Below are 19,786 nucleotides of genomic sequence, written 5' to 3' on the forward strand. Positions count from 1 at the left end.
CACTTCATTCAGAGGGTAAGAATAATGTCACAAGATAAAAATATTGTATTTGCTTACTGGGTTCCAAATGTCAGTGGCGGTCTGGTGGTCAGCGATATCGAACAGCGTACGGACTGGAGCTATGACTATAACGTCCGTCTGGCGCAAACTGCTGAGAAAGCAGGTTTTGATTATGCCCTGACCCAGATCCGTTTTACTGCGGGCTATAACGCTGAAAACCAGCATGAATCAGTGAGTTTCAGTCATGGCATCCTGGCGAAAACTGAACGTTTAAAAGTGATTGCCGCGATCTTGCCGGGCCCATGGAAGCCTGCGCTGGCAGCGAAGCAGCTGGCCACCATTGACCATCTCACCAATGGCCGGATTGCGATTAATGTCGTAAGTGGCTGGTTCCGTGGCGAGTTTGATGCAATTGGTGAAGAATGGCCGGAACATGACGAACGTTATGCACGTTCAGAAGAATTTATTCGCAGCCTGAAAGGGGTCTGGACCCAAAACAATTTTAGTTTTGATGGTAAATACTACCAGTTCCAAGACTATACCTTGAGTCCAAAACCGGTACAAAAACCGTATATTGAAATCTTCCAGGGGGGAAGTTCCCGGGCAGCACGCGATATGGCATCTCGCGTGTCTGACTGGTACTTCACCAATGGCAATACGCCGGAAGAGCTGAAAAAACAGATCGATGATATTCGTGAAAAAGCCAAAGCGAACAATCACTCTGTGAAAATTGGCGTAAATGCATTTGTGATTGCTCGTGACACCGAAGAGGAAGCGCAAGCAGTACTGCGAGAAATCGTGGCCAAGGCCAATGTTCAGGCGGTGAAATCTTTCGGTGAGGCAACGCGTGAAGCGGGCGCAGCGAGTAAAGAAGGTGAAGGTAACTGGGCCAAATCCACATTTGAAGATCTGGTGCAATATAACGATGGCTTCCGTACCAACCTGATCGGTACACCTCAGCAGATTGCGGAACGTATCATCGAACTGAAAAAAGTTGGTGTTGATCTGGTTCTTTCAGGCTTCCTGCACTTTATTGAAGAAGTGGAATACTTCGGTGAAAAAGTCTTGCCACTCGTGCGTGAACTCGAAACGCAGCAAGCTGAACAGCAACAAGAAGAACAAGAAGCTGAGCTCGTTTAAACTATAATAATGCTCAGCATAACGATTCATTCCCTCAAGGCTCGGCTTGAGGGATTTTTTTTGTGCAATACAGTGTTCTCGGCATAGAGATAGCCGCCTGCTTCATTCTTGACTAGAATGAAGCCAAACCCGATGAGATAGAAATTTAAATTATGTATACCGGTATCGTACAAGGCTTGGAAAAAGTCGTGGATATTCGCCAGGGCAATGGCTTCATTACCATTATCGTGAGCAACGAAAATCAGTTTTTTCAGGATGTCTTTATTGGCGCCAGTGTTGCGATCAACGGCGTCTGCCTCACCGTAACGACTATTGATCAGAAGCTAAACCAGATTCACTTCGATATCTCCGATGTAACCCTTGCCCTCACCACCTTAAAATCTCTTCAAGTAGGTGATGAAGTGAATGTCGAACGCTCTGCCAAAGTCGGTGCAGAAAATGGCGGGCATAATCTGTATGGGCACATCGAAGGCACAGCAATCATTAAAAATCTGGAACATCGGGGTGAAACCTACCATATCGATATTCAGATCCCGGATGGCAATATCAAATACTTTTTCCTGAAAGGGTTTATTGGTCTGAACGGCTGCAGCCTGACCATCAATCGCGTCGATCGCGCCAATAGTGAAATTTCGATTGATCTGATTCCCGAAACTTTGCGTCTGACCACCTGGAAAAATGCCAAAGTAGGTGATGAAGTCAATTATGAAATTGACCAGACCACGCGTACCTTGGTGGATACGCTAGAAAATATTCACCAGCGTTAAAATGAAAGAGCCGCTTATACCATAGGCGGCTTTTTTAACTGATCATTCTGCCCATATCTACGTTTCTATACAGAATTTTCAGGTGGAATGAATAAAATAATCTGATTCCGATTCAGAACGTTATTCCCATGCAGTTGATCTGGTTCCGCCAAGACCTCCGTATACATGACCATGCCGCACTCTGGCATGCTACTCAGCAAGGACCTTGCATTGCGCTAGCAGTCCTCTCTCCCGAACAATGGCAACTGCATCAGGATGCCCGGATCAAAATTGATTTTTATCTGCGCCGGCTCAAATATTTAAAACAGCAGCTACAGCAACTGAATATCCCGCTGATCATATTGAATATTCCTTTGTGGGAAAATTTAGCGCCAGAAATATTGAATCTGTGTCAAACCCTGAAAATTGAAAGCTTGCATGCCAATATCGAAGTTGGCGTCAATGAACTGGAACGTGATGCTCAGGTACAGCAATTACTGCAACAGCAGCAAATCAGGGTCGAGTTCTATCATGATCGCATCCTGTTTCCCCTTGGCAGTATCCGGAATCAGTCTAATCAAGCCTATCAGGTCTATAGTGCCTTTAAGAAAAAATGCTATGAGCGGCTGATTCTGGATGTACCCGCCTGCTATCCTGAGATTGAAACTCAAGATCCAATCCAATTACCTACTGGGCTCACGGATTTTGATCTGGAAAAATTTTCGGCAGATTATGTGGTAGAGCATGCTGCCCAATTTTGGTCTGCGGACGATCAAACTGCCTTGGATCTGCTCGATGACTTTATCGAGGACAAAATGGCTCATTATAAAACCGACCGTGATCTGCCTGCAGTTGATGGCACCAGCCGTCTTTCCCCTTATCTGAATATCGGTGTTATTTCAGTTCGCCAATGTATGCAAGCTCTTTTTCAGGATGGCTATTTCCAGATTGAGGATGTGGGTCAGCAGACCTGGTTAGATGAACTCTTGTGGCGGGAATTCTATCTACAGACCCTGTTTGATTTTCCACGTGTCTCCAAACACCAACCATTTAAGCAAAATACCAATAAGATCCAGTGGCGTAATGCCCCCGAAGACCTAGCTGCCTGGCAGCAAGGCCAGACCGGAATTCCAATTGTCGATGCTGGCATGCGGCAAATGCTGGCAACTGGCTGGATGCATAACCGGGTCAGGATGATTACTGCGATGTTCCTGTGTAAGAACTTGCTGATCGACTGGCGACTGGGTGAAGCTTGGTTTATGCAGCACCTGATTGATGGCGATCTGGCTGCGAATAATGGCGGCTGGCAATGGTGCGCATCAACCGGCATGGATGCTGTGCCCTACTTCCGGATTTTTAATCCGGTCAGCCAGTCCCTGAAGTTTGATCCCAATGGAGACTATATCCGCCAGTGGGTGCCTGAACTGGCGCATCTGGATGCCAAATCCATTCATGAACCTTATGCCAAAAATCCTGATCTGGAACTGGATTATCCAAAACCGATTGTCGATTTAAAAGCCTCTCGTGTACGAGCCATAGAAGCCTTTAAGCAGATTTAGAAGAAACTATCACTTCATCTAATATGAAAAGCCTCCAATATTGGAGGCTTTTTATTTTCATATTAAGAATAAAAACTTGGATCAGGCACTTTCCCGGTCAATATCCATTCCCCAACTTCCTGATATTTATAATCTACCGGATCATGTAAGGTCTGGGTGCGAACATTACGCCAGAAACGGTCCAGATTCAGTTTGGCTGTGGTCGCACGCGCGCCCATCACCTGAAAAATATTCTGGGTGATATAGAGAGATGTATTGGTGGCCGCGATTTTGGCTGTAGCAATCGCCACTGAAACTTCACCACGCTGCTCGGCAGTGAGATCATTGCCCAGATCCCACGCGGCCTGTAAGGTTTGAATCGCTTTATCAGCCAGCAGACGTACACTTTCGAGCTGCACATAAAAATCGGCAAAATGCTTCTGGGTAAAAGGGTCATTCACAGCCTCTTCTACCAGTGATTTAGACCAGGCTTTTTGAGTCTGTACGGTTTGTTTGGCCACTTCAAACGCACCTTCTGCTACACCGAGGAACATGTGTACAAAGATCAGCTGGGCAATTAAAGGACGTAAGCTTGAATACGGTGTACTCAGTGGACCGGGATTTAACAGCAATTCATTTTCATGAATTCTGACCTGCTCAAAATGGCTGGTGCCGCTATCGGTCTGGCGTTGACCCATATTATTCCAGTCACCGAGAAAACTTACGCCCTTACGTGCTGTTGGAATCACCCCAATGAGTAATTTTCCAGCATCGTTATAGCCTGAGCACAGTAAAATATCGGAGTCAATGGAGCCCGAACAGAAGCTTTTATGTCCATCAAAAATATATTCTTTTTCAGCAATTTTTGTTGCGGTAGTTCGACGGTCCAGTGGATTTAAGGTATTGCCCCAGAACAGGTTTTCCCGAGCGGTCTGTTCAAACCATGGGCCATACTGTTCTGGTTGGGAAAATAATTGAACCGTTGCAATCAGCAAATGATGAAACCCATAAACATGTGCTAATGAACTATCGACTCGGGCAATAATTTGAATGGTTTTAAAAATTGTCTGCCAGTCTGCTTCCTGACCGCCGTACTGTTTCGGAATAGACAGACCCAGTAAGCCGCTCTGGCGAATCAGATCACGCTCGGCTTTAGGATTACCGCCCTGCTTGTCACGAACTGCGGCCGTTTGAGCAAAAGTTTCTGCCAATTGCTGGGCAATTTGCAGGGGAGATTGATCTAGATATTGTTGTCGTATATTCATTCTTTTGACCTAAGTTCAGCATGGTTTTAGCTTAGCAGATTGCAGCTTGGCACTATATTCGAAAGCATGCAGAGCTTATTCCTGAGACAAAAATACCGGCAAATAATGCCGGTATTTGAACGTCCCAAATTTATGCCTGATTACGCTGCACTTCAGCGATCAAGTGATCCACGACCTGTGGTTCTGCCAGGGTTGAGGTATCGCCCAGACTGTCCAGTTCATTGGCAGCAATCTTTCTTAAAATCCGGCGCATAATTTTTCCTGAACGGGTTTTAGGTAAAGCGGGTGCCCAGTGCAAGGCATCTGGCGTTGCCACTGGCCCTAAAATTTTACGTACCCAAGCTACCAGTTCACCGCGCAGCTGTTCAGTACTTTCAGTCCCTGCCTGCAAGGTGACAAAGGCACAAATCCCCTGACCTTTGATGTCATGCGGCATACCCACTACGGCAGCTTCGGCAACTGCCTCATGTGCAACCAATGCACTTTCAATTTCTGCCGTACCCAGACGATGGCCTGAAACATTGAGTACGTCATCGACACGACCGGTAATCCAGTAATAGCCATCTTCATCACGACGTGCGCCGTCACCAGTAAAATAGGTACCCGGATAGGTCGAGAAATAGGCGTCAATAAAGCGGTCTGGGTCACCCCAAATGGTGCGCATCTGACCTGGCCAGGAATCCTTAATTACTAGATTCCCTTCTGCCACCCCTTCAATTTCCTTGCCTTCTGCATCGACAATGGCGGGTTGCACACCAAAGAATGGCCGGGTTGCAGAACCCGGTTTCAGGTCGGTCGCACCTGGTAAAGGCGTAATCATGAAGCCACCGGTTTCGGTTTGCCACCAGGTATCAATCACCGGACAGCGGCTTTCACCGACTACCGAGTAATACCAGTTCCAGGCTTCCGGGTTAATCGGCTCACCGACCGAACCTAAAATTCTCAGGCTGCTACGATCACTTTCCCGTACATAGGCATCCCCCTCACGCATCATGGCACGAATGGCTGTCGGTGCAGTATAGAGAATGGTCACATTGTGCTTGTCGACGATATGTCCGGTACGTGCCCAGCTCGGATATTGCGGCACTCCCTCGAACATGACCGTAGTCGTACCATTAGAGAGCGGACCATACAGTACATAGGAATGCCCGGTAATCCAGCCGACATCGGCAGTACACCAGAACACATCATCCTGTTTGATGTCAAAAACTTCTCGGAAAGTACAGTTCACATAAGTCAGATAGCCGCCTGTGGTATGCAGTACGCCCTTAGGTTTTCCGGTTGAACCCGAGGTATACAGGATAAACAGCGGATCTTCCGCATTCATCGGCTCAGGCGGACAGATCTCATTGACGGTCATAATTTCCATGTGATACCAGAGATCACGCCCCTGTTGCATTTCCACCGGATTGCCAGTGCGATGTACAACGATGACATGTTCAACCGATTCGGTACCGGCGACTTTCAGGGCTTCATCCACATTGGCTTTCAGTGGAATGGCTTTGCCCCCACGCATGCCCGAATCTGCGGTAATCACCATTTTGGCCTGACTGTCTTCAATCCGGCTGGCCAGAGAATCAGGTGAGAAACCACCAAACACCACACAATGCACTGCACCAATTCGGGCACAGGCCAGCATGGCAATTGCGGCTTCCGAGACCATTGGCATATACAGCACCACCCGGTCGCCTTTTTTAATTCCGTTCTTTTTCAGTACATTGGCAAAACGGCAGGTTTCATCATAAAGCTCATGAAAAGAAATAATCTTGTGACGGGATGGATGATCCCCTTCCCAGATAATCGCCGGTTTATAAGGATGTTCCTTAAGATGGCGATCCAGACAGTTGGCACTGACATTGAGCTGGCCATCTGCAAACCATTCAATTTTAAAATTGTCTTTATCAAAACTGGTATTTTTAACCTGGGTAAAAGGTTTGATCCAGTCCAGGCGCTGTGCCTGTTCAGTCCAGAACTGATCCGGTTGTTCAATGGATTGCTGATAACGCTCAAAATACTCTGTATCAGTGGTACGTGCGGTTTTCTTAAATTCTACTGGTACTGGATAGATTTCTTTCATTGTTCGCTTCCTTGATCTTGTTCTATCTCATCACGAGAGCTTGATGGCATTTTGTTGATTGTTTTTTATGCATAATGGCAGTATGTACTGCATATTTCAAATCCGACAATCATGCTTTCGTCGTAGATTATTTATTCAAATTCAATCAGAATAACTTCGGATAATGCTCAGCTATGGCCAAAGTCAGCTAGATATTGCTATCGTCAAATAAAATGAGTCTCCCACTCTCGCTGTATTTTATACAGGCTTAGGATCTTGCCCATGAATTCAACTGAACCTTCCTATTTCCCTCCTCCTTTTCCTGCAGCAGATCATCCCTTATCGATCAGGGGCCGATTTGGACGTTTGAGTTTTATTGCCTGGTCCGCATTTTTACAGTTTATTTTCTTATGCAGCAGTATTGCGCTAGGTTTAAGTATTGATATTGTGAACATTGCCAGCCTATCGGTAGATTCAAACTGGCAAATTTCCCTGCACGGCCTGTCCAGCCTGTTTGCCTTGGCGATCATGCTGGTCTACCTGTATTTCGGTATTGTGATTACAGTACGGCGCTTACACGATCTGGACCGCAGTGGCTGGTGGATGCTGCTATTCTTCGTGCCTTTGATCAATCTGTTGGTCTGGATTTATATCGTACTTTTTCCAGGAACAAGAGGTAGCAATCAGTATGGTCCGATACGTACAAGCCCCGTCTGGGAAAAGATTGTGGCCTGGCTGGTGATCATTTTTACCGTACTCAGCCTGTTGGCGACGACTGCATTATTCTCTTATATGAGTGAAGGTGAGCCTTCAAGAATCCCAAGCGAAGTGAAACAAAAAACGACTGAGTTCTTTTAAGGCAGTTGTGTCTGTTTTGCATAAATATATTGTGTATAAATTTCGCTGTTGTTAATTTTTTGCTGTAGTTGAGGCAAAATAAGCGAAATTTAAATTGTGGAGTTTTTGTGGCTGAGCAAGAGAATACTTTAAGCCAGGTAACTGAAGGGACGACTGAGCTCCTGCATCAGGCGACTGAAAAAACTGCCCAAACCGTGATCGAACATACCTCCAAGTACAATGATGCCTATAGCACCATTGACAAGATCATGGAGGGTTTCTGGGAGCGTGTGCCTTATTTCTGCATCGCACTGACAGTCATTGTCATTTTCTGGTTACTGTCAAAACTGTTTAAGTTTTTTGTCCGTAAGACTTTAGAAAACCGTACTTATACCCGACAGAATCTGGTACTGGTGCTGAACCGTGTCGGTAGTACGGTGATTGTTTTCTTTGGCGTATTAATCGGGCTGGTGATTGCGATTCCAGGTTTCACCCCAGGTCAGCTGATGAGTGCGCTTGGGATTGGTTCGGTGGCGATCGGTTTCGCATTTAAGGATATTTTCCAGAATCTGCTCTCAGGTGTACTGATTTTGCTGGGTGAACCTTTCAAGATTGGCGATGACATTATCGTGAATGGTCTGGAGGGTACCGTGGAAGATATCCAGATTCGTGCAACCTTTTTACGCTCGCCAGATGGTCGTCGTATCGTGATTCCAAATGCTACGGTCTATACCAGTGCAGTCACGGTGAATACTGCTTATACCCGTCGCCGCTGTGAATTTTCGGTCGGGATCGGTTATGAAGATGATATCCAGAAAGCCAAGGATATTATTACTGCAATTCTGGATAAAGATCCGACCATCCTGAGTCAACCTGCATTTAGCGTCAATGTGATTGCACTGGCAGACTTCTCGATTACTCTCAAAGCCTTATGGTGGGTCAATACCACTGAAACAGGCATAGGCACCTCAATCAGTGCAGTTCAGGAACGGGTGATACAAGCCTTTGCTGAACATAATATTTCGATTCCATATCCGGTGCAGGAAGTGAAAGTCTATCGTGGCGATGGCCATGAAGATGCCTCAGCTCGCGCTAAACAGTCGACCTAAAACATATGAAATCGCCGTTTCAGTACGGAGAATACGGTTGCCAAGGCTCACTGCTTGGCAGCCGTTTTTTATGAGCAAATCAACTTCATACGGAATAAAGCCACCTTCGGGGCCAATGACAATCGTGCAAGGATGCTGAAGTGCATATGGCATCGGCTGTTCGGCATAAGGATGTGCAACAAAGGCTGGACAGTCTGCTGTAATGAGTCCCGGCAAAATATCTTCAACAAAAGGTTTAAAGCGTTTATACAGCTCAATTTTCGGAGCAAGCGTATCTCCTGCCTGTTCTAGCCCGAGATCGATATAATGATTCAGCTGCTGCAAAAATGGGGTCTGCCAATAGCTTTTATCCACCCGATAGCTATGCAATAAAATGATCTTTTCTACCCCCATGGTCACAGCATCCATGATCAGACGGCGCAAAACTTTAGGACGTGGCAAGGCCACAATCAAGGTAACAGGCAGCTTTGCAGGGACTGATTCTTCTTGAATCGGTTTCAATAAAACTGCTTTTTCAGAAATTTCGACAACTTCAGTTAAATACCGTTTCCCTTCCCGAATCCCAACTTTTAATGTGTCACCAACCTGAATCTCAAGATGCTGTTGCAAATGCTCCAGTTGTCGCTTTGAGCTAATCGGCCATAGTTCAGATTCGGTTTGGCGGGGATCAAGCAGGACGATATTCATAAAAAATTAACTCAACAAATCCATCACTGGATACGCGGAAACTTCATCCACAATTGTCCGAGGCAGGACTCTTTTTGCCTGATATAGGTTCTGCGATATCTCTGCAAAAAGATGGTATATGACGAGTTTTGTGGATGACAAATGGTTTTGTTACTTTTGCCGAAACAAAAGTAAAAGAAAGAAGAGCGCTAGCATTAAATCTATAAAGATAAGGCTTAGTTTTAACCTTATACAATCAATCCATGAAAATCAGCTTCTTCACAAATCAGAATATAATCAAAGATATTGATCAATCACCTGAATATGCCTTTCAAGTGAACCCTGATTTTGCTGCATAATCTTTTGTGCAGCAGTATTCAAGCTTTCAGCTTTAGCTGAATTATTCAGAATTTCTAGCAAAGTCTCAGCAGCCTGCTTAGCATCCTGCACCACTTCTACGGCATGCGCCTGGACAAACTCATCGACAATCGTCTGAAAGTTAAAATAGTTTTTACCCAGAATCGTTGGGACATTCAGCGCAACCGGCTCCAGAATATTATGCCCACCACCTGGTTCATTCAAAGAGCCGCCAACATAACAGGCTTGGCTCAAGGCATACCACAGCCACATCTCGCCCATGGAATCTGCCAGATAAACCTGAGTATCTTCTTCGATACGTTGCCCCACACTACGGCGCTGGGTTCTTAAACCTAAGGACTGTGCAGCCTGGAACACCTCATCAAAACGTTCCGGATGGCGTGGCACTACGATACAAACTAATGCTGGATCTGCATCCAGTGCAGATTTAAGTTCAGCCATCAATTGCTGTTCTTCAGGCGCATGCGTACTGGCTAGCGTAATGATCTTCCGGCCTTGCAAAGACCATTCCTGTTTCAATTGAGCCGCATGATCAATAAATTGCTGCGGTGCCGTAATATCAAACTTGATATTGCCCAAGACCTGAGTTTTTTCTAAAGCTATACCTAGATCAATATAACGCTGCTGGGTTGCGGTATCCTGAACCAAAAGACCTGTTAAATTCTTAAGCATGCCACGGGTTAGGCCTTTGACTTTGCCATAGCCTTTGGCAGATTTTTCAGAAAGACGGGCATTCAATAATAGGCAAGGCACATTAAAATTCGGTGCCTGGTCAATCAGATTTGGCCAGAGCTCAGTCTCCATCAATAACAGCAATTTAGGCTGATATTTTTGATAAAAATCACGAATCAGGGTTTTCTGGTCAGCTGGCAAATATACAGCCTGAAATAAGTCTAAATAAGGTTCTTTCAAGAAAAGTGATTTAGCACGTGCCTGCCCGGTCTTGGTGGTATTAGTCACTAGAACCGGATGCCCAAGTTTTAAATAATATTCAATTAAAGGTTGAGCAGCATTGGTTTCCCCTACGGATACCACATGAAACCAGATCGCCTGCAGGTTTTTAGGGGACTGGAAAGGGCCAAAACGTTCCAGCAGCTCTTGTTGTAATTGTTCCGGACTGGTTGCACGTTTACGTATACGGGATTGATAAAGCGGTTTCGCTAGCGCCAAGGCTGCGTTATACCAGAATGGAGTAGCCACATTGCGCCCCAAAACAGATTCAATCGGCAAAATATAACAGAGCCACATCGACATGTTAATCGATGTGGCTCTTATTTCGAATTATTCTATGGTGCTTAATACTCTAACTTCTGCCAAAGTTGGATAATCAATATAACCTTCAGCCACCTGACTGCCGATCATATTTTCCATTTTCAGCTCATTAAGCGGTGCATTATCAAGCAGACGTTCGTATAGATCAGGATTTGCAATGTAGGCTTTACCAAATGCGACTGCATCTGCCTTTTCAGCTGCCAATAGCTCAATCGCATCTTCACGACTCAGTTGCATATTGGCAATATAAGGTACTCCACCTGAACGCTCTTTCATATATTCGGAAATACTGTCTTCAGCCAGATATTCACGGGTAAAGAAGAAGGCAATCTTGCGCTTGCCCAGCTGCTCCATGGCATAGCCAAATGTTTCACGTGGATCATTATCACCCATGTCATGGTCATCACCACGCGGAGCAAAATGCACCCCTACACGATCCGCACCCCATACTTCAATCAGTGCATCAGTTGCTTCTAGCAGGAACCGTGTACGGTTTTCGACTGAACCGCCGTATTCATCTTCACGCTGATTGGTTTTGCTTTGCAAGAACTGGTCAATCAAATAACCATTGGCAGCATGTAATTCAACACCATCAAAACCGGCTTCTTTAGCACGAATCGCGGCTTGCTTGTATTGCTCGGTAATCGCGTGAATTTCAGAAACTTCCAAGGGGCGTGGCGTAACGTATGGACGCTTTGGACGTAATAAGCTGACATGACCCGCCTGTTGTACTGCACTTGCAGACACTGGTGTTTCACCATTTAACAGATCCGGATGTGATACACGACCAACATGCCAAAGCTGGGCAACGATTAAACCGCCCTTCTCATGAACCGCTTGAGTGACCTTTTTCCAGCCTTCGACCTGAGCATCGGTAAACAGTCCTGGAGTATTTAAATAACCGTTGGCTTCTTCGGAAATCACTGTAGCTTCAGAAATGATCAGACCAGCACTTGCACGTTGCGCATAGTACTCAACCATCATGGGGGTTGGAACACGATCAGCAGTTGCACGGCTACGGGTCAGCGGCGCCATGATGACACGGTTTTTAAGCTCTAACGCACCGAGCGTTAAAGGAGAATTTAATTCAGCCATCGTTACTCCCACCTGTTAAAGGTGTTGTTGTAGGTGTTCGATAAATTGCTGAATCAAAGTTTCATTGCGGGAGAAATATGACCACTGTCCATGCTTGGTCGCAGTGATCAGGCCAGCCTGCTGTAATACCGACAGGTGATTGGACATGGTGGACTGTGAAACCTGGCCTAAACGTTCAATTTGACCTGCACAGACCCCACGTTGAAAGCCACCACACTCTTCCGCAGACAGATATTGCTCCGGAGATTTTAACCATTCCAGAATTTGTCGACGGGTCGGATTGGCTAAGGCTTTAAAAATTAGATCAAGGTCCATAGGCACATCACAATCAGTGGCGCAACGAAACCTCATTCAGCATCTGCGACCATTATATCGTATTTTTTCGATTTATATATCGAATAATTTAGATATAAGAGTCACAGTCTGTTAAAGCTTTGTTACGCCAGCTTTTAAACGATTTCTTACAGGCCCTGTTTCAGGCTTGCTTCGATAAATTTGTCCAGATCACCGTCCAGAACTGCGCCAGTATTGGAATTTTCCACTCCTGTACGCAAATCCTTGATACGTGAATCATCGAGAACATAAGAACGGATCTGGCTACCCCAGCCAATATCGGACTTAGAATCTTCCAATGCCTGTGCAGCTTCATTACGTTTATTCATTTCCAGCTCATACAGCTTGGCACGCAGCTGCTTCCAAGCATGGTCACGGTTGGCATGTTGTGAACGCTGGTTCTGACACGCCACCACGATACCAGTTGGAATATGAGTCAAACGTACCGCAGAGTCAGTTTTGTTAATGTGCTGACCACCCGCGCCTGACGCACGGTAGGTATCGGTACGGACATCTGAAGGATTGATTTCAATTTCGATATTGTCATCTACTTCAGGTGAGACAAACACGGCAGAAAATGACGTATGACGACGGTTGCCCGAGTCAAATGGTGATTTACGCACTAAACGGTGTACACCAGATTCGGTACGCAACCAGCCATAAGCATACTCACCTTCGACACGAATCGTCGCAGATTTAATCCCGGCAACATCCCCATCAGATTCTTCCATCAGTTCAGCTTTAAAACCATGACGTTCGATCCAGCGCATGTACATACGTAGCAGCATAGATGCCCAGTCCTGTGCTTCGGTACCGCCGGAACCTGCCTGAATTTCCACATAGCAAGGGTTTGGATCCATCGGATTGCTGAACATACGACGGAACTCAAGCTTCGCCAGTCCTTCTTCAGCCGCATTCAGCTCAGCCTGCACATCTTCCAGCATGGCCTCTTCATCTGCTTCAACCGCAAGGTCAAGCATTGCTTGGGCATCTTCAAGCTGGGTCGTTAAGCCGTCCAGTACATTAAGTACATTTTCAAGCTCGCCTTTTTCTTTGGCCATGGCCTGAGCACGACTCTGGTCATTCCAGATCGCCGGGTCTTCTAATTCACGCAGGACTTCTTCTAAACGCTCTTTTTTCAGATCGTAGTCAAAGATACCCCCGTAGTGTTTGACCACGTTCGTTTAAGTCTTTTAATTGGTTTAGATACGGATTAATTTCCACGTGAATTACTCTCAATCAAAATTAGGTATAAATTCTTAGGTCAATATTATATCACAGTCTATTTCACCAATTTATAGCGATAAATCCATCTTTAAAGCTAAGCAAGAAAATGTCACTAGCACATTTTTTAATTACAAAATTTGTCAGCCCGATAAAATAGCTAAATATTATTTTTAATACTTTCTCATTCTATTCTTAAATATATTTCGCTATATTTTTATACTCAGTTTTTGATTCATTTTAAAACCCTAAAACCCCTACAAAATAAGATAAAAAATAGCATTTTCAATACATTCCACAATATCTACACACTTTTAATAAAACAAAACATTTTATTTTTAGTTTTTAAATTCAATTAGTTATTAAATGAAAATTACATAATATTACCTTACTCACAATGTAGTAACTTTCCTTTGATTGACGATTATTGGAATTGGTCTAGACTTAAAGTTGTAACAAAAAGTGTATTAATTTTAGCCATATTTTTCAGAGGGGAGTATCCGCATGAAAAAACTAGCAATCGCTTCAGCATTACTTTCAGCCGTAGCTCTTACAGGTACAGCAGCTCATGCTTATCAAGTAGAAGTGGGTGCATCTGCAGGCCTAACAGACCCGGATAATGGTAGCTCAAGCGGCTCTTTTGGTGTTGATGGCACATACTACTTTAATCCAGTTGAAACACGTAATGCACCATTAGCCGAAGCAGCTTTCCTTGATCGTGCAAGTAATGTGAAAGCTCAATATCAATATGATGATTACGACTCTTCAGAACGTCACCGTTATGGTGTAGGTGCTGAATACTTCGTACCAAACTCAGATTTTTATTTGAGTGGTAGCGTAGGTCGTGATGATTCTAAATACGACTATGCACCTGATTTTGACGAAACCGTTTATAGTGCTGAAGTCGGTTATTTACCTGCACCAGGTCTGTTAATTGCAGCAGGTGTGAAAGGTTATGACAATGACTATGATGACGGTGTAGATCCAACTTTACGTGCTAAATATGTGACTACTTTAAGTAATGGTAAAGACATTAACCTTGAAGCTGGCGCTGCCTTTGGCGACCTGGATGAGTACAACTTAAAAGCTGACTACTTCATCGACAAAACTTTAAGTGTTGGTGCTGATTATCAAAGCAAAGACAATGGCCCATATGACTCAAATGAATTTGGTGTAAGTGCACGTAAATTCTTTAATGAACAAGTGAGCTTGGAAGGTCGTGTAGGTTTTGGTGAAATTGGTAACCAAGACTACAACAAATTTGGTCTAGCTGCGAAATACCGCTTCTAATCCAAACTAAGAAATTTCATTCAAAAGAAACCCATCCTCGGATGGGTTTTTTTATTGCACTTTAAACAAGCATTTAGGTAGTTTTTGCACATTGACGGGGCGATTATTATCTGTACAATTTGTTACAACTGTTAATAAAACAGCCATATTTTATAACAAAGAGAGAAAATCTAAATGTTTAAGAAACTTGCTCTTGCTACAGCACTTCTTGCTAGCCTAGGAACTGCACATGCTTACCAAGCTGAACTTAATGTAGGGTATGAAAACACTGATATCGATAACCTTGGGGATCTAGATACATTTTTCATCAATGGAAAATATTATTTAAATGATGTTCAAGTTAAGAACTCTCCACTTGCAGAAGCGGCTTTCCTAAATAAAGCAAGCAATATTGGCTTAGGTTATGCAAATGCAAGCGGTGATGGCGATGAAGATATTGATGTGTTTGGTGTAAGTGGTGAGTTTTATATTCCAAATACTCAATTTTATGTAAGCGGTACTATTAACCAAGTTGATTTTGCAGGTGACGATAATACCGGTTATGCGCTTGAAGTAGGTTACCTACCAGTTACTGGCTTGTTGCTAGCAGTAGGTGCCGCAAATGAAAGCGTAGACCCAGTTCAAGTGGCAAACTATGGTTTCACCGCAAATCTTTCAAATGCACTTACTGTAGGTGATGACACTGCATTATCTTTACGTGCCAAATACGTGACTCAAATTGGCAATCATTTCACCAATTTTGAAGGTTTAACTTATATTGGTGATGAAACAACCTATCGCTTAGCTGCTGATCTTTATATCGATCCAACTCTCAGTGTAGGTCTATCTATTGCTGATTCTACTGCAGATGGTTCAGATACACTGTTCGGTATTAAAGCTCAAAAATTCTTTACGCCAACTATTGCAGCAGGTGTAAATTACCACACAACTGACGGTATTGACTCGTTTGGTATCAATGGTACTTTCCGCTTCTAATCTCTCCGATTAGAAGTCAAAAAACCGCTCACTCGAGCGGTTTTTTATGGCCTATTGCTCTAAATGGATAATCCGCATTTGCAGGCTAACATTGCCATTAAAGACATTTTTATCCAGTTCATAGGCCAGACGTACATGCTGCTTCATCGGATCAAACTTGTATTTATCGATAGCACTAAAAGCAATCGCATCCACAACCTGTCCATTCTCTAAGGCAACACGTAATTTCAGATGTACATCCTTGAGCCAGCTGTAATCCAGAATCTTAAAGATGCCTTCAAAAATCGGTTGAGGAAACTTTTGTCCCCATGGACTTAAGTTTTGCAGTAAATCGACCGTTTCAATTTGGAAAGCTGATGCCGGTAGTTCCCCATCAGTCCACAGCGTAGCGGTAAATAGGCTTTCATCCATCTGTGCAATCAGCTGTTCAAAGACCTGTTTAAATTCAGCAAAATGCTGTTTTTTAATAGTTAGTCCCGCTGCGGCCGCGTGCCCACCAAAATGGCTGACCAGATGCGGATACTGCTCTGCTATCCGTTCAATACTATCCCGGATATGAATCCCTTCAATGGAACGTGCTGAACCTTTGATATGAATCCCATCTTCATCTGCTGCGAACACAATACTTGGACGATGGAACTGTTCTTTTAAACGCCCCGCCACAATCCCGATCACACCCTGATGCCAGTGCTGTTCAAACATGATCAGCGCGGCTGGCAAAGTATTCTCATCCAGCTGGATTTTTTCCAGTTCAGTCAAAGCTTCCTGCTTGATTTTGCCTTCTACCTGACGACGTTCGACATTGAGTTTATTCAGCTGTTCTGCGAGTGGATAAGCGGTTGCCAGATCCGGAGCAAGCAAACACTCGATCCCGATATCCATGGTTTCCATACGACCCGCTGCATTAATGCGTGGGCCAAGCACAAAACCCAGATCCTGCGCTTTGAGCGTAGCTGCATCACGACCAGCAATCTCTAGCAAGGCACTGATGCCAGGTCGGCAAAGATGATGTTGAATCCGTTTTAAGCCGGCATCCACCAGAATACGGTTGTTATAGTCCAGACTTGCGACATCTGCATAAGTACCTAAAGCGACCAGATCCAGATAATTGGTAATAACCGTTGAAGATTTACCCAACTTTTTACGATGAGTCGATAGATTTGCCAGAACATAAAAAGCTACCCCTACACCTGCCAAAGCCTTACTTAGAAAATCACAACCCAGCTGATTGGGATTGACCACAGCCTCTGCTGCAGGTGTAGGCTTGGTAGTTAAGTGGTGATCGGTAATAATCACCTGCATACCATGATCTTGCGCCTGTTTCACGCCTTCATGACTGGAAATCCCGTTATCCACTGTGATTAAAAGATCCGGCGTAAAATTGGCAAAAGCCAGATCCGCAATCGCAGGTGTCAGGCCATAACCATACTTAAACCGGTCAGGAACCAGATAGTCGACATGAGCACCCATATCACGCAGAGCAAGTACCATCAGTGTGGTACTGGTCGCCCCATCAGCATCATAGTCACCGACAATTACGATTTTCTGGCCGGCATCTATAGCCTGATCAATCAGCTGGACCGCTTCCGTTAAACCTTTCATGGTCGGAGCCAGCAGATGCTTGAGTTTCAGCTCCAGCTCCTGTTCAGATTCCACGCCACGGCGTGCCAGAATGTTAGCTACAAATGAAGGCACGCCCTGAAAAGATTCAGGGCGTGTCAGTAAAGGTCTTTGCTTGATTTCAAGTTTAGGCATTGTTATGGCATCAATCGTTGTAGTTTCCACGCCCCATCGATTTTTTCATAACTCAGGCGGTCATGTAAACGGTTGGGGCGCCCCTGCCAGAATTCATAATAGTCCGGCTGCAAACGATAGCCGCCCCAGAATACCGGTTTATCCAGCTCTTCCTGATTGGCAACCTGCTGATGCAGATTCCAGAAACGTTGCTGTAGTTCTTCACGACTCGCAACCACACCACTTTGCGGAGTACTGATATGAGCAGCGATCTGACTTTCACGTGGACGTTTATGATAATAATCAGTCGATTCTTCTTCCGAAATTTTAACTACCTTACCGCTAATCCGGATCTGACGTTCCTGTTCCTGCCAGTAAAACAGCAATTCTGCATACGGGTTTTCGGCCAGATCCAGACCTTTTTGACTGTCATAATTGGTATAGAAATCATAACCCGCTTCAGTGGCACCACGCAGCAACACTGTACGCACATGCGGACGACCTTGTGCATTTGCAGTTGCCAATGACATGGCATAAGGTTCATGCAGCTGTGCAGCAAGGGCATGGTTAAACCACTGCAAAAACTGCATATGCGGATTGGGATTGACCTGATCTTCATGTAGCTCGCCTTTTTGGTAGTTCAGACGCAGTTCACTTAGATCCTTAATCAGATCGCTCATTCACTCTTCCCCCATTTAAGCGGCGTTGGCACGTACCGCATCAGCCAATGAATTTGCCAGTGTGGTTACCTCTGCAAGATCCTCGCCTTCCACCATGACACGGATCACCGGTTCAGTCCCTGATTTACGGATCAGTAAACGGCCACGGCCTTTGAGCTGTTCTTCAGCTTTGCTAAATTCTGCAGTCAAAGCAGGCACTGAGTACGGGTCAAACATGGTATTCAGACGTACATTCACCAAGACATTCGGCAATAATTTAAAATCAGCCACTAACTCGTGCAGTGCTTTATTCTGCTCGACCATCACGGTTAAGACTTGCAGCGCAGCAATAATCGCATCGCCTGTGGTGCTCTTGTCCAAAGTCAGGATATGGCCTGATGGCTCACCACCAATCGACCAGCCTTTTTCTTCCAGACCTTGCAGTACATAACGGTCACCGACTTTGGCACGTAGCAGCTCTACCCCAGCTTTCTCGAGGGCCAGTTCCAGCGCCATGTTGCTCATCAAGGTACCAACAATCCCAGCTGGCTTATTTTTTGCCTGAGTCGCAAGAATATACAGAATATGATCACCGGTAATTTGCTCACCGTTTTTATCGACCATAATCACGCGGTCAGCATCACCATCGAAGGCTATGCCTAAATCAGCACCATGCTCAACCACTGCTTTTTGCAGATTTTCCGGATGAGTTGAACCACAGTTCTCATTGATATTCAGACCGGTCGGTTCATCATAGATGGAAATAACCTTAGCACCCAGTTCACGGAAAACCGCAGGGCCAACGCTATAAGCTGCACCATTGGCACAGTCAACGACAATGGTTAAATCATTCAGGTCTAAATGGTATGGGAAAGTCGACTTACAGAATTCGATATAACGACCATTAGCATCTTTCACACGGAAACTTTTACCCAAGTTCGCGTTATCTTCAATTACTAGTTCTTTTTCCAGTTCCTGGTTGATCTCATCCTGCAAAGCATCAGGCAGTTTTTTACCTTCACTCGAGAAAAACTTAATGCCGTTATCGAAATACGGATTGTGTGATGCAGAAATGACAATACCGAGACTAGCATGCAAAGCACGGGTCAAATGGGCAATGGCCGGGGTTGGCAAAGGTCCAAGCAGATGCACATAAACACCTGCCGCATTGAGTCCTGCCTGTAGCGCAGATTCCAGAATATAACCAGATAAACGGGTATCTTTCCCCAGTACCACCAATGGTTTGTTTTTTTTGCTATTTCGTTTTAATACTTTTCCTGCCGCAAAACCTAATTTCAGGGCAAATTCAGGTGTAATCGGTAACTCACCAAATTTTCCACGAATACCATCGGTACCAAAATAACTCATGCTTTGTCTCACTTCTTAGCGGGTGATTTACATCATCCTTTTTCATTGTGCAACACTGTACACCAAAACAAAAAAGCCGTCATGAGGATGACGGCTTTTTT

General features: G+C 44.8%; 17 protein-coding genes. 7 read left to right on the plus strand and 10 right to left on the minus strand.

Translation table 11 applies throughout. From position 1 onward, the window contains the following. Positions 1 to 24 precede the first annotated feature (24 nt). From sfnG to FTU03_RS01080, 3 genes are all read left to right on the plus strand, one after another. Positions 25 to 1,140 (plus strand): dimethylsulfone monooxygenase SfnG, encoded by a 1,116-nt coding sequence (gene sfnG, locus FTU03_RS01070; RefSeq protein WP_179991932.1) that lies wholly within the window; start codon positions 25 to 27, stop codon positions 1,138 to 1,140. Positions 1,141 to 1,292: 152 nt separating this feature from the next. Beyond that, positions 1,293 to 1,907: a riboflavin synthase subunit alpha gene (locus tag FTU03_RS01075; protein WP_125279183.1), complete on the plus strand. Its 615-nt coding sequence runs from the start codon at positions 1,293 to 1,295 to the stop codon at positions 1,905 to 1,907. A gap of 128 nt (positions 1,908 to 2,035) precedes the next feature. Then, the gene (locus tag FTU03_RS01080) at positions 2,036 to 3,445 is read left to right on the plus strand and encodes a deoxyribodipyrimidine photo-lyase (protein ID WP_179991931.1); all 1,410 of its coding nucleotides are present in this window, start codon (positions 2,036 to 2,038) and stop codon (positions 3,443 to 3,445) included. 62 nt (positions 3,446 to 3,507) lie between these two features. On the opposite strand, the gene FTU03_RS01085 is transcribed toward FTU03_RS01080, so the two are convergent. Together FTU03_RS01085 and acs are read right to left on the minus strand one after the other, a co-directional pair. After that, entirely contained in the window at positions 3,508 to 4,689 is a 1,182-nt protein-coding gene (locus tag FTU03_RS01085) for an acyl-CoA dehydrogenase family protein (protein ID WP_179991930.1), read from the minus strand. A 130-nt stretch (positions 4,690 to 4,819) separates the two neighbouring features. After that, positions 4,820 to 6,766, minus strand: coding sequence for an acetate--CoA ligase (gene acs / locus FTU03_RS01090; protein WP_179991929.1), 1,947 nt, complete (start codon positions 6,764 to 6,766; stop codon positions 4,820 to 4,822). A 261-nt stretch (positions 6,767 to 7,027) separates the two neighbouring features. Between acs and FTU03_RS01095 the strand changes: the two genes are divergently transcribed. Both FTU03_RS01095 and FTU03_RS01100 read left to right on the plus strand, forming a co-directional pair. Further along, positions 7,028 to 7,603: a DUF805 domain-containing protein gene (locus FTU03_RS01095; RefSeq protein WP_159123799.1), complete on the plus strand. Its 576-nt coding sequence runs from the start codon at positions 7,028 to 7,030 to the stop codon at positions 7,601 to 7,603. 107 nt (positions 7,604 to 7,710) lie between these two features. After that, a complete protein-coding gene (locus FTU03_RS01100) occupies positions 7,711 to 8,691 on the plus strand; it encodes a mechanosensitive ion channel family protein (RefSeq protein WP_159123798.1) in 981 nt (326 codons plus the stop codon). Here FTU03_RS01100 and FTU03_RS01105 read toward each other — a convergent pair. From FTU03_RS01105 to prfB, 5 genes are all read right to left on the minus strand, one after another. Further along, the gene (locus FTU03_RS01105) at positions 8,665 to 9,378 is read right to left on the minus strand and encodes a 16S rRNA (uracil(1498)-N(3))-methyltransferase (protein ID WP_179991928.1); all 714 of its coding nucleotides are present in this window, start codon (positions 9,376 to 9,378) and stop codon (positions 8,665 to 8,667) included. The genes FTU03_RS01100 and FTU03_RS01105 overlap by 27 nt on opposite strands. A gap of 276 nt (positions 9,379 to 9,654) precedes the next feature. Next, entirely contained in the window at positions 9,655 to 10,935 is a 1,281-nt protein-coding gene (locus tag FTU03_RS01110; protein WP_179991992.1) for a 3-deoxy-D-manno-octulosonic acid transferase, read from the minus strand. An 81-nt stretch (positions 10,936 to 11,016) separates the two neighbouring features. After that, on the minus strand, positions 11,017 to 12,102 hold the full coding sequence (locus tag FTU03_RS01115; protein ID WP_166139484.1) for an alkene reductase: 1,086 nt from the start codon (positions 12,100 to 12,102) through the stop codon (positions 11,017 to 11,019). Between the two features lie 15 nt (positions 12,103 to 12,117). After that, positions 12,118 to 12,417, minus strand: a complete 300-nt coding sequence (locus tag FTU03_RS01120) for a helix-turn-helix transcriptional regulator (protein WP_121979733.1) — start codon at positions 12,415 to 12,417, stop codon at positions 12,118 to 12,120. Between the two features lie 146 nt (positions 12,418 to 12,563). After that, positions 12,564 to 13,659, minus strand: a protein-coding gene (gene prfB, locus FTU03_RS01125; protein WP_153561931.1) for a peptide chain release factor 2 whose coding sequence is annotated in 2 segments (ribosomal slippage) — positions 12,564 to 13,586 and positions 13,588 to 13,659 — 1,095 coding nt in all. Because the reading frame shifts where the segments join, the coding sequence is not laid out codon by codon here. A gap of 504 nt (positions 13,660 to 14,163) precedes the next feature. Between prfB and FTU03_RS01130 the strand changes: the two genes are divergently transcribed. Together FTU03_RS01130 and FTU03_RS01135 are read left to right on the plus strand one after the other, a co-directional pair. Beyond that, entirely contained in the window at positions 14,164 to 14,949 is a 786-nt protein-coding gene (locus tag FTU03_RS01130) for a putative porin (RefSeq protein ID WP_034703585.1), read from the plus strand. A gap of 174 nt (positions 14,950 to 15,123) precedes the next feature. Then, complete coding sequence (locus FTU03_RS01135; protein WP_179991927.1) at positions 15,124 to 15,924, plus strand: putative porin; 801 nt, start codon at positions 15,124 to 15,126, stop codon at positions 15,922 to 15,924. A gap of 51 nt (positions 15,925 to 15,975) precedes the next feature. Here the strand turns inward: FTU03_RS01135 and recJ are convergent, their stop codons facing one another. From recJ to glmM, 3 genes are read right to left on the minus strand one after another with little or no spacing between them, the layout of a single operon-like run. Further along, a complete protein-coding gene (recJ, locus tag FTU03_RS01140) occupies positions 15,976 to 17,679 on the minus strand; it encodes a single-stranded-DNA-specific exonuclease RecJ (protein ID WP_179991926.1) in 1,704 nt (567 codons plus the stop codon). 2 nt (positions 17,680 to 17,681) lie between these two features. Next, complete coding sequence (gene pdxH / locus FTU03_RS01145) at positions 17,682 to 18,338, minus strand: pyridoxamine 5'-phosphate oxidase (RefSeq protein WP_159123794.1); 657 nt, start codon at positions 18,336 to 18,338, stop codon at positions 17,682 to 17,684. A 15-nt stretch (positions 18,339 to 18,353) separates the two neighbouring features. Beyond that, positions 18,354 to 19,685, minus strand: a complete 1,332-nt coding sequence (glmM, locus tag FTU03_RS01150) for a phosphoglucosamine mutase (protein WP_179991925.1) — start codon at positions 19,683 to 19,685, stop codon at positions 18,354 to 18,356. Between the last annotated feature and the right edge of the window lie 101 nt (positions 19,686 to 19,786).

Source organism: Acinetobacter sp. YH12046, from assembly GCF_013419905.1.
In the GTDB taxonomy this organism is placed as follows: Bacteria; Pseudomonadota; Gammaproteobacteria; order Pseudomonadales; family Moraxellaceae; genus Acinetobacter.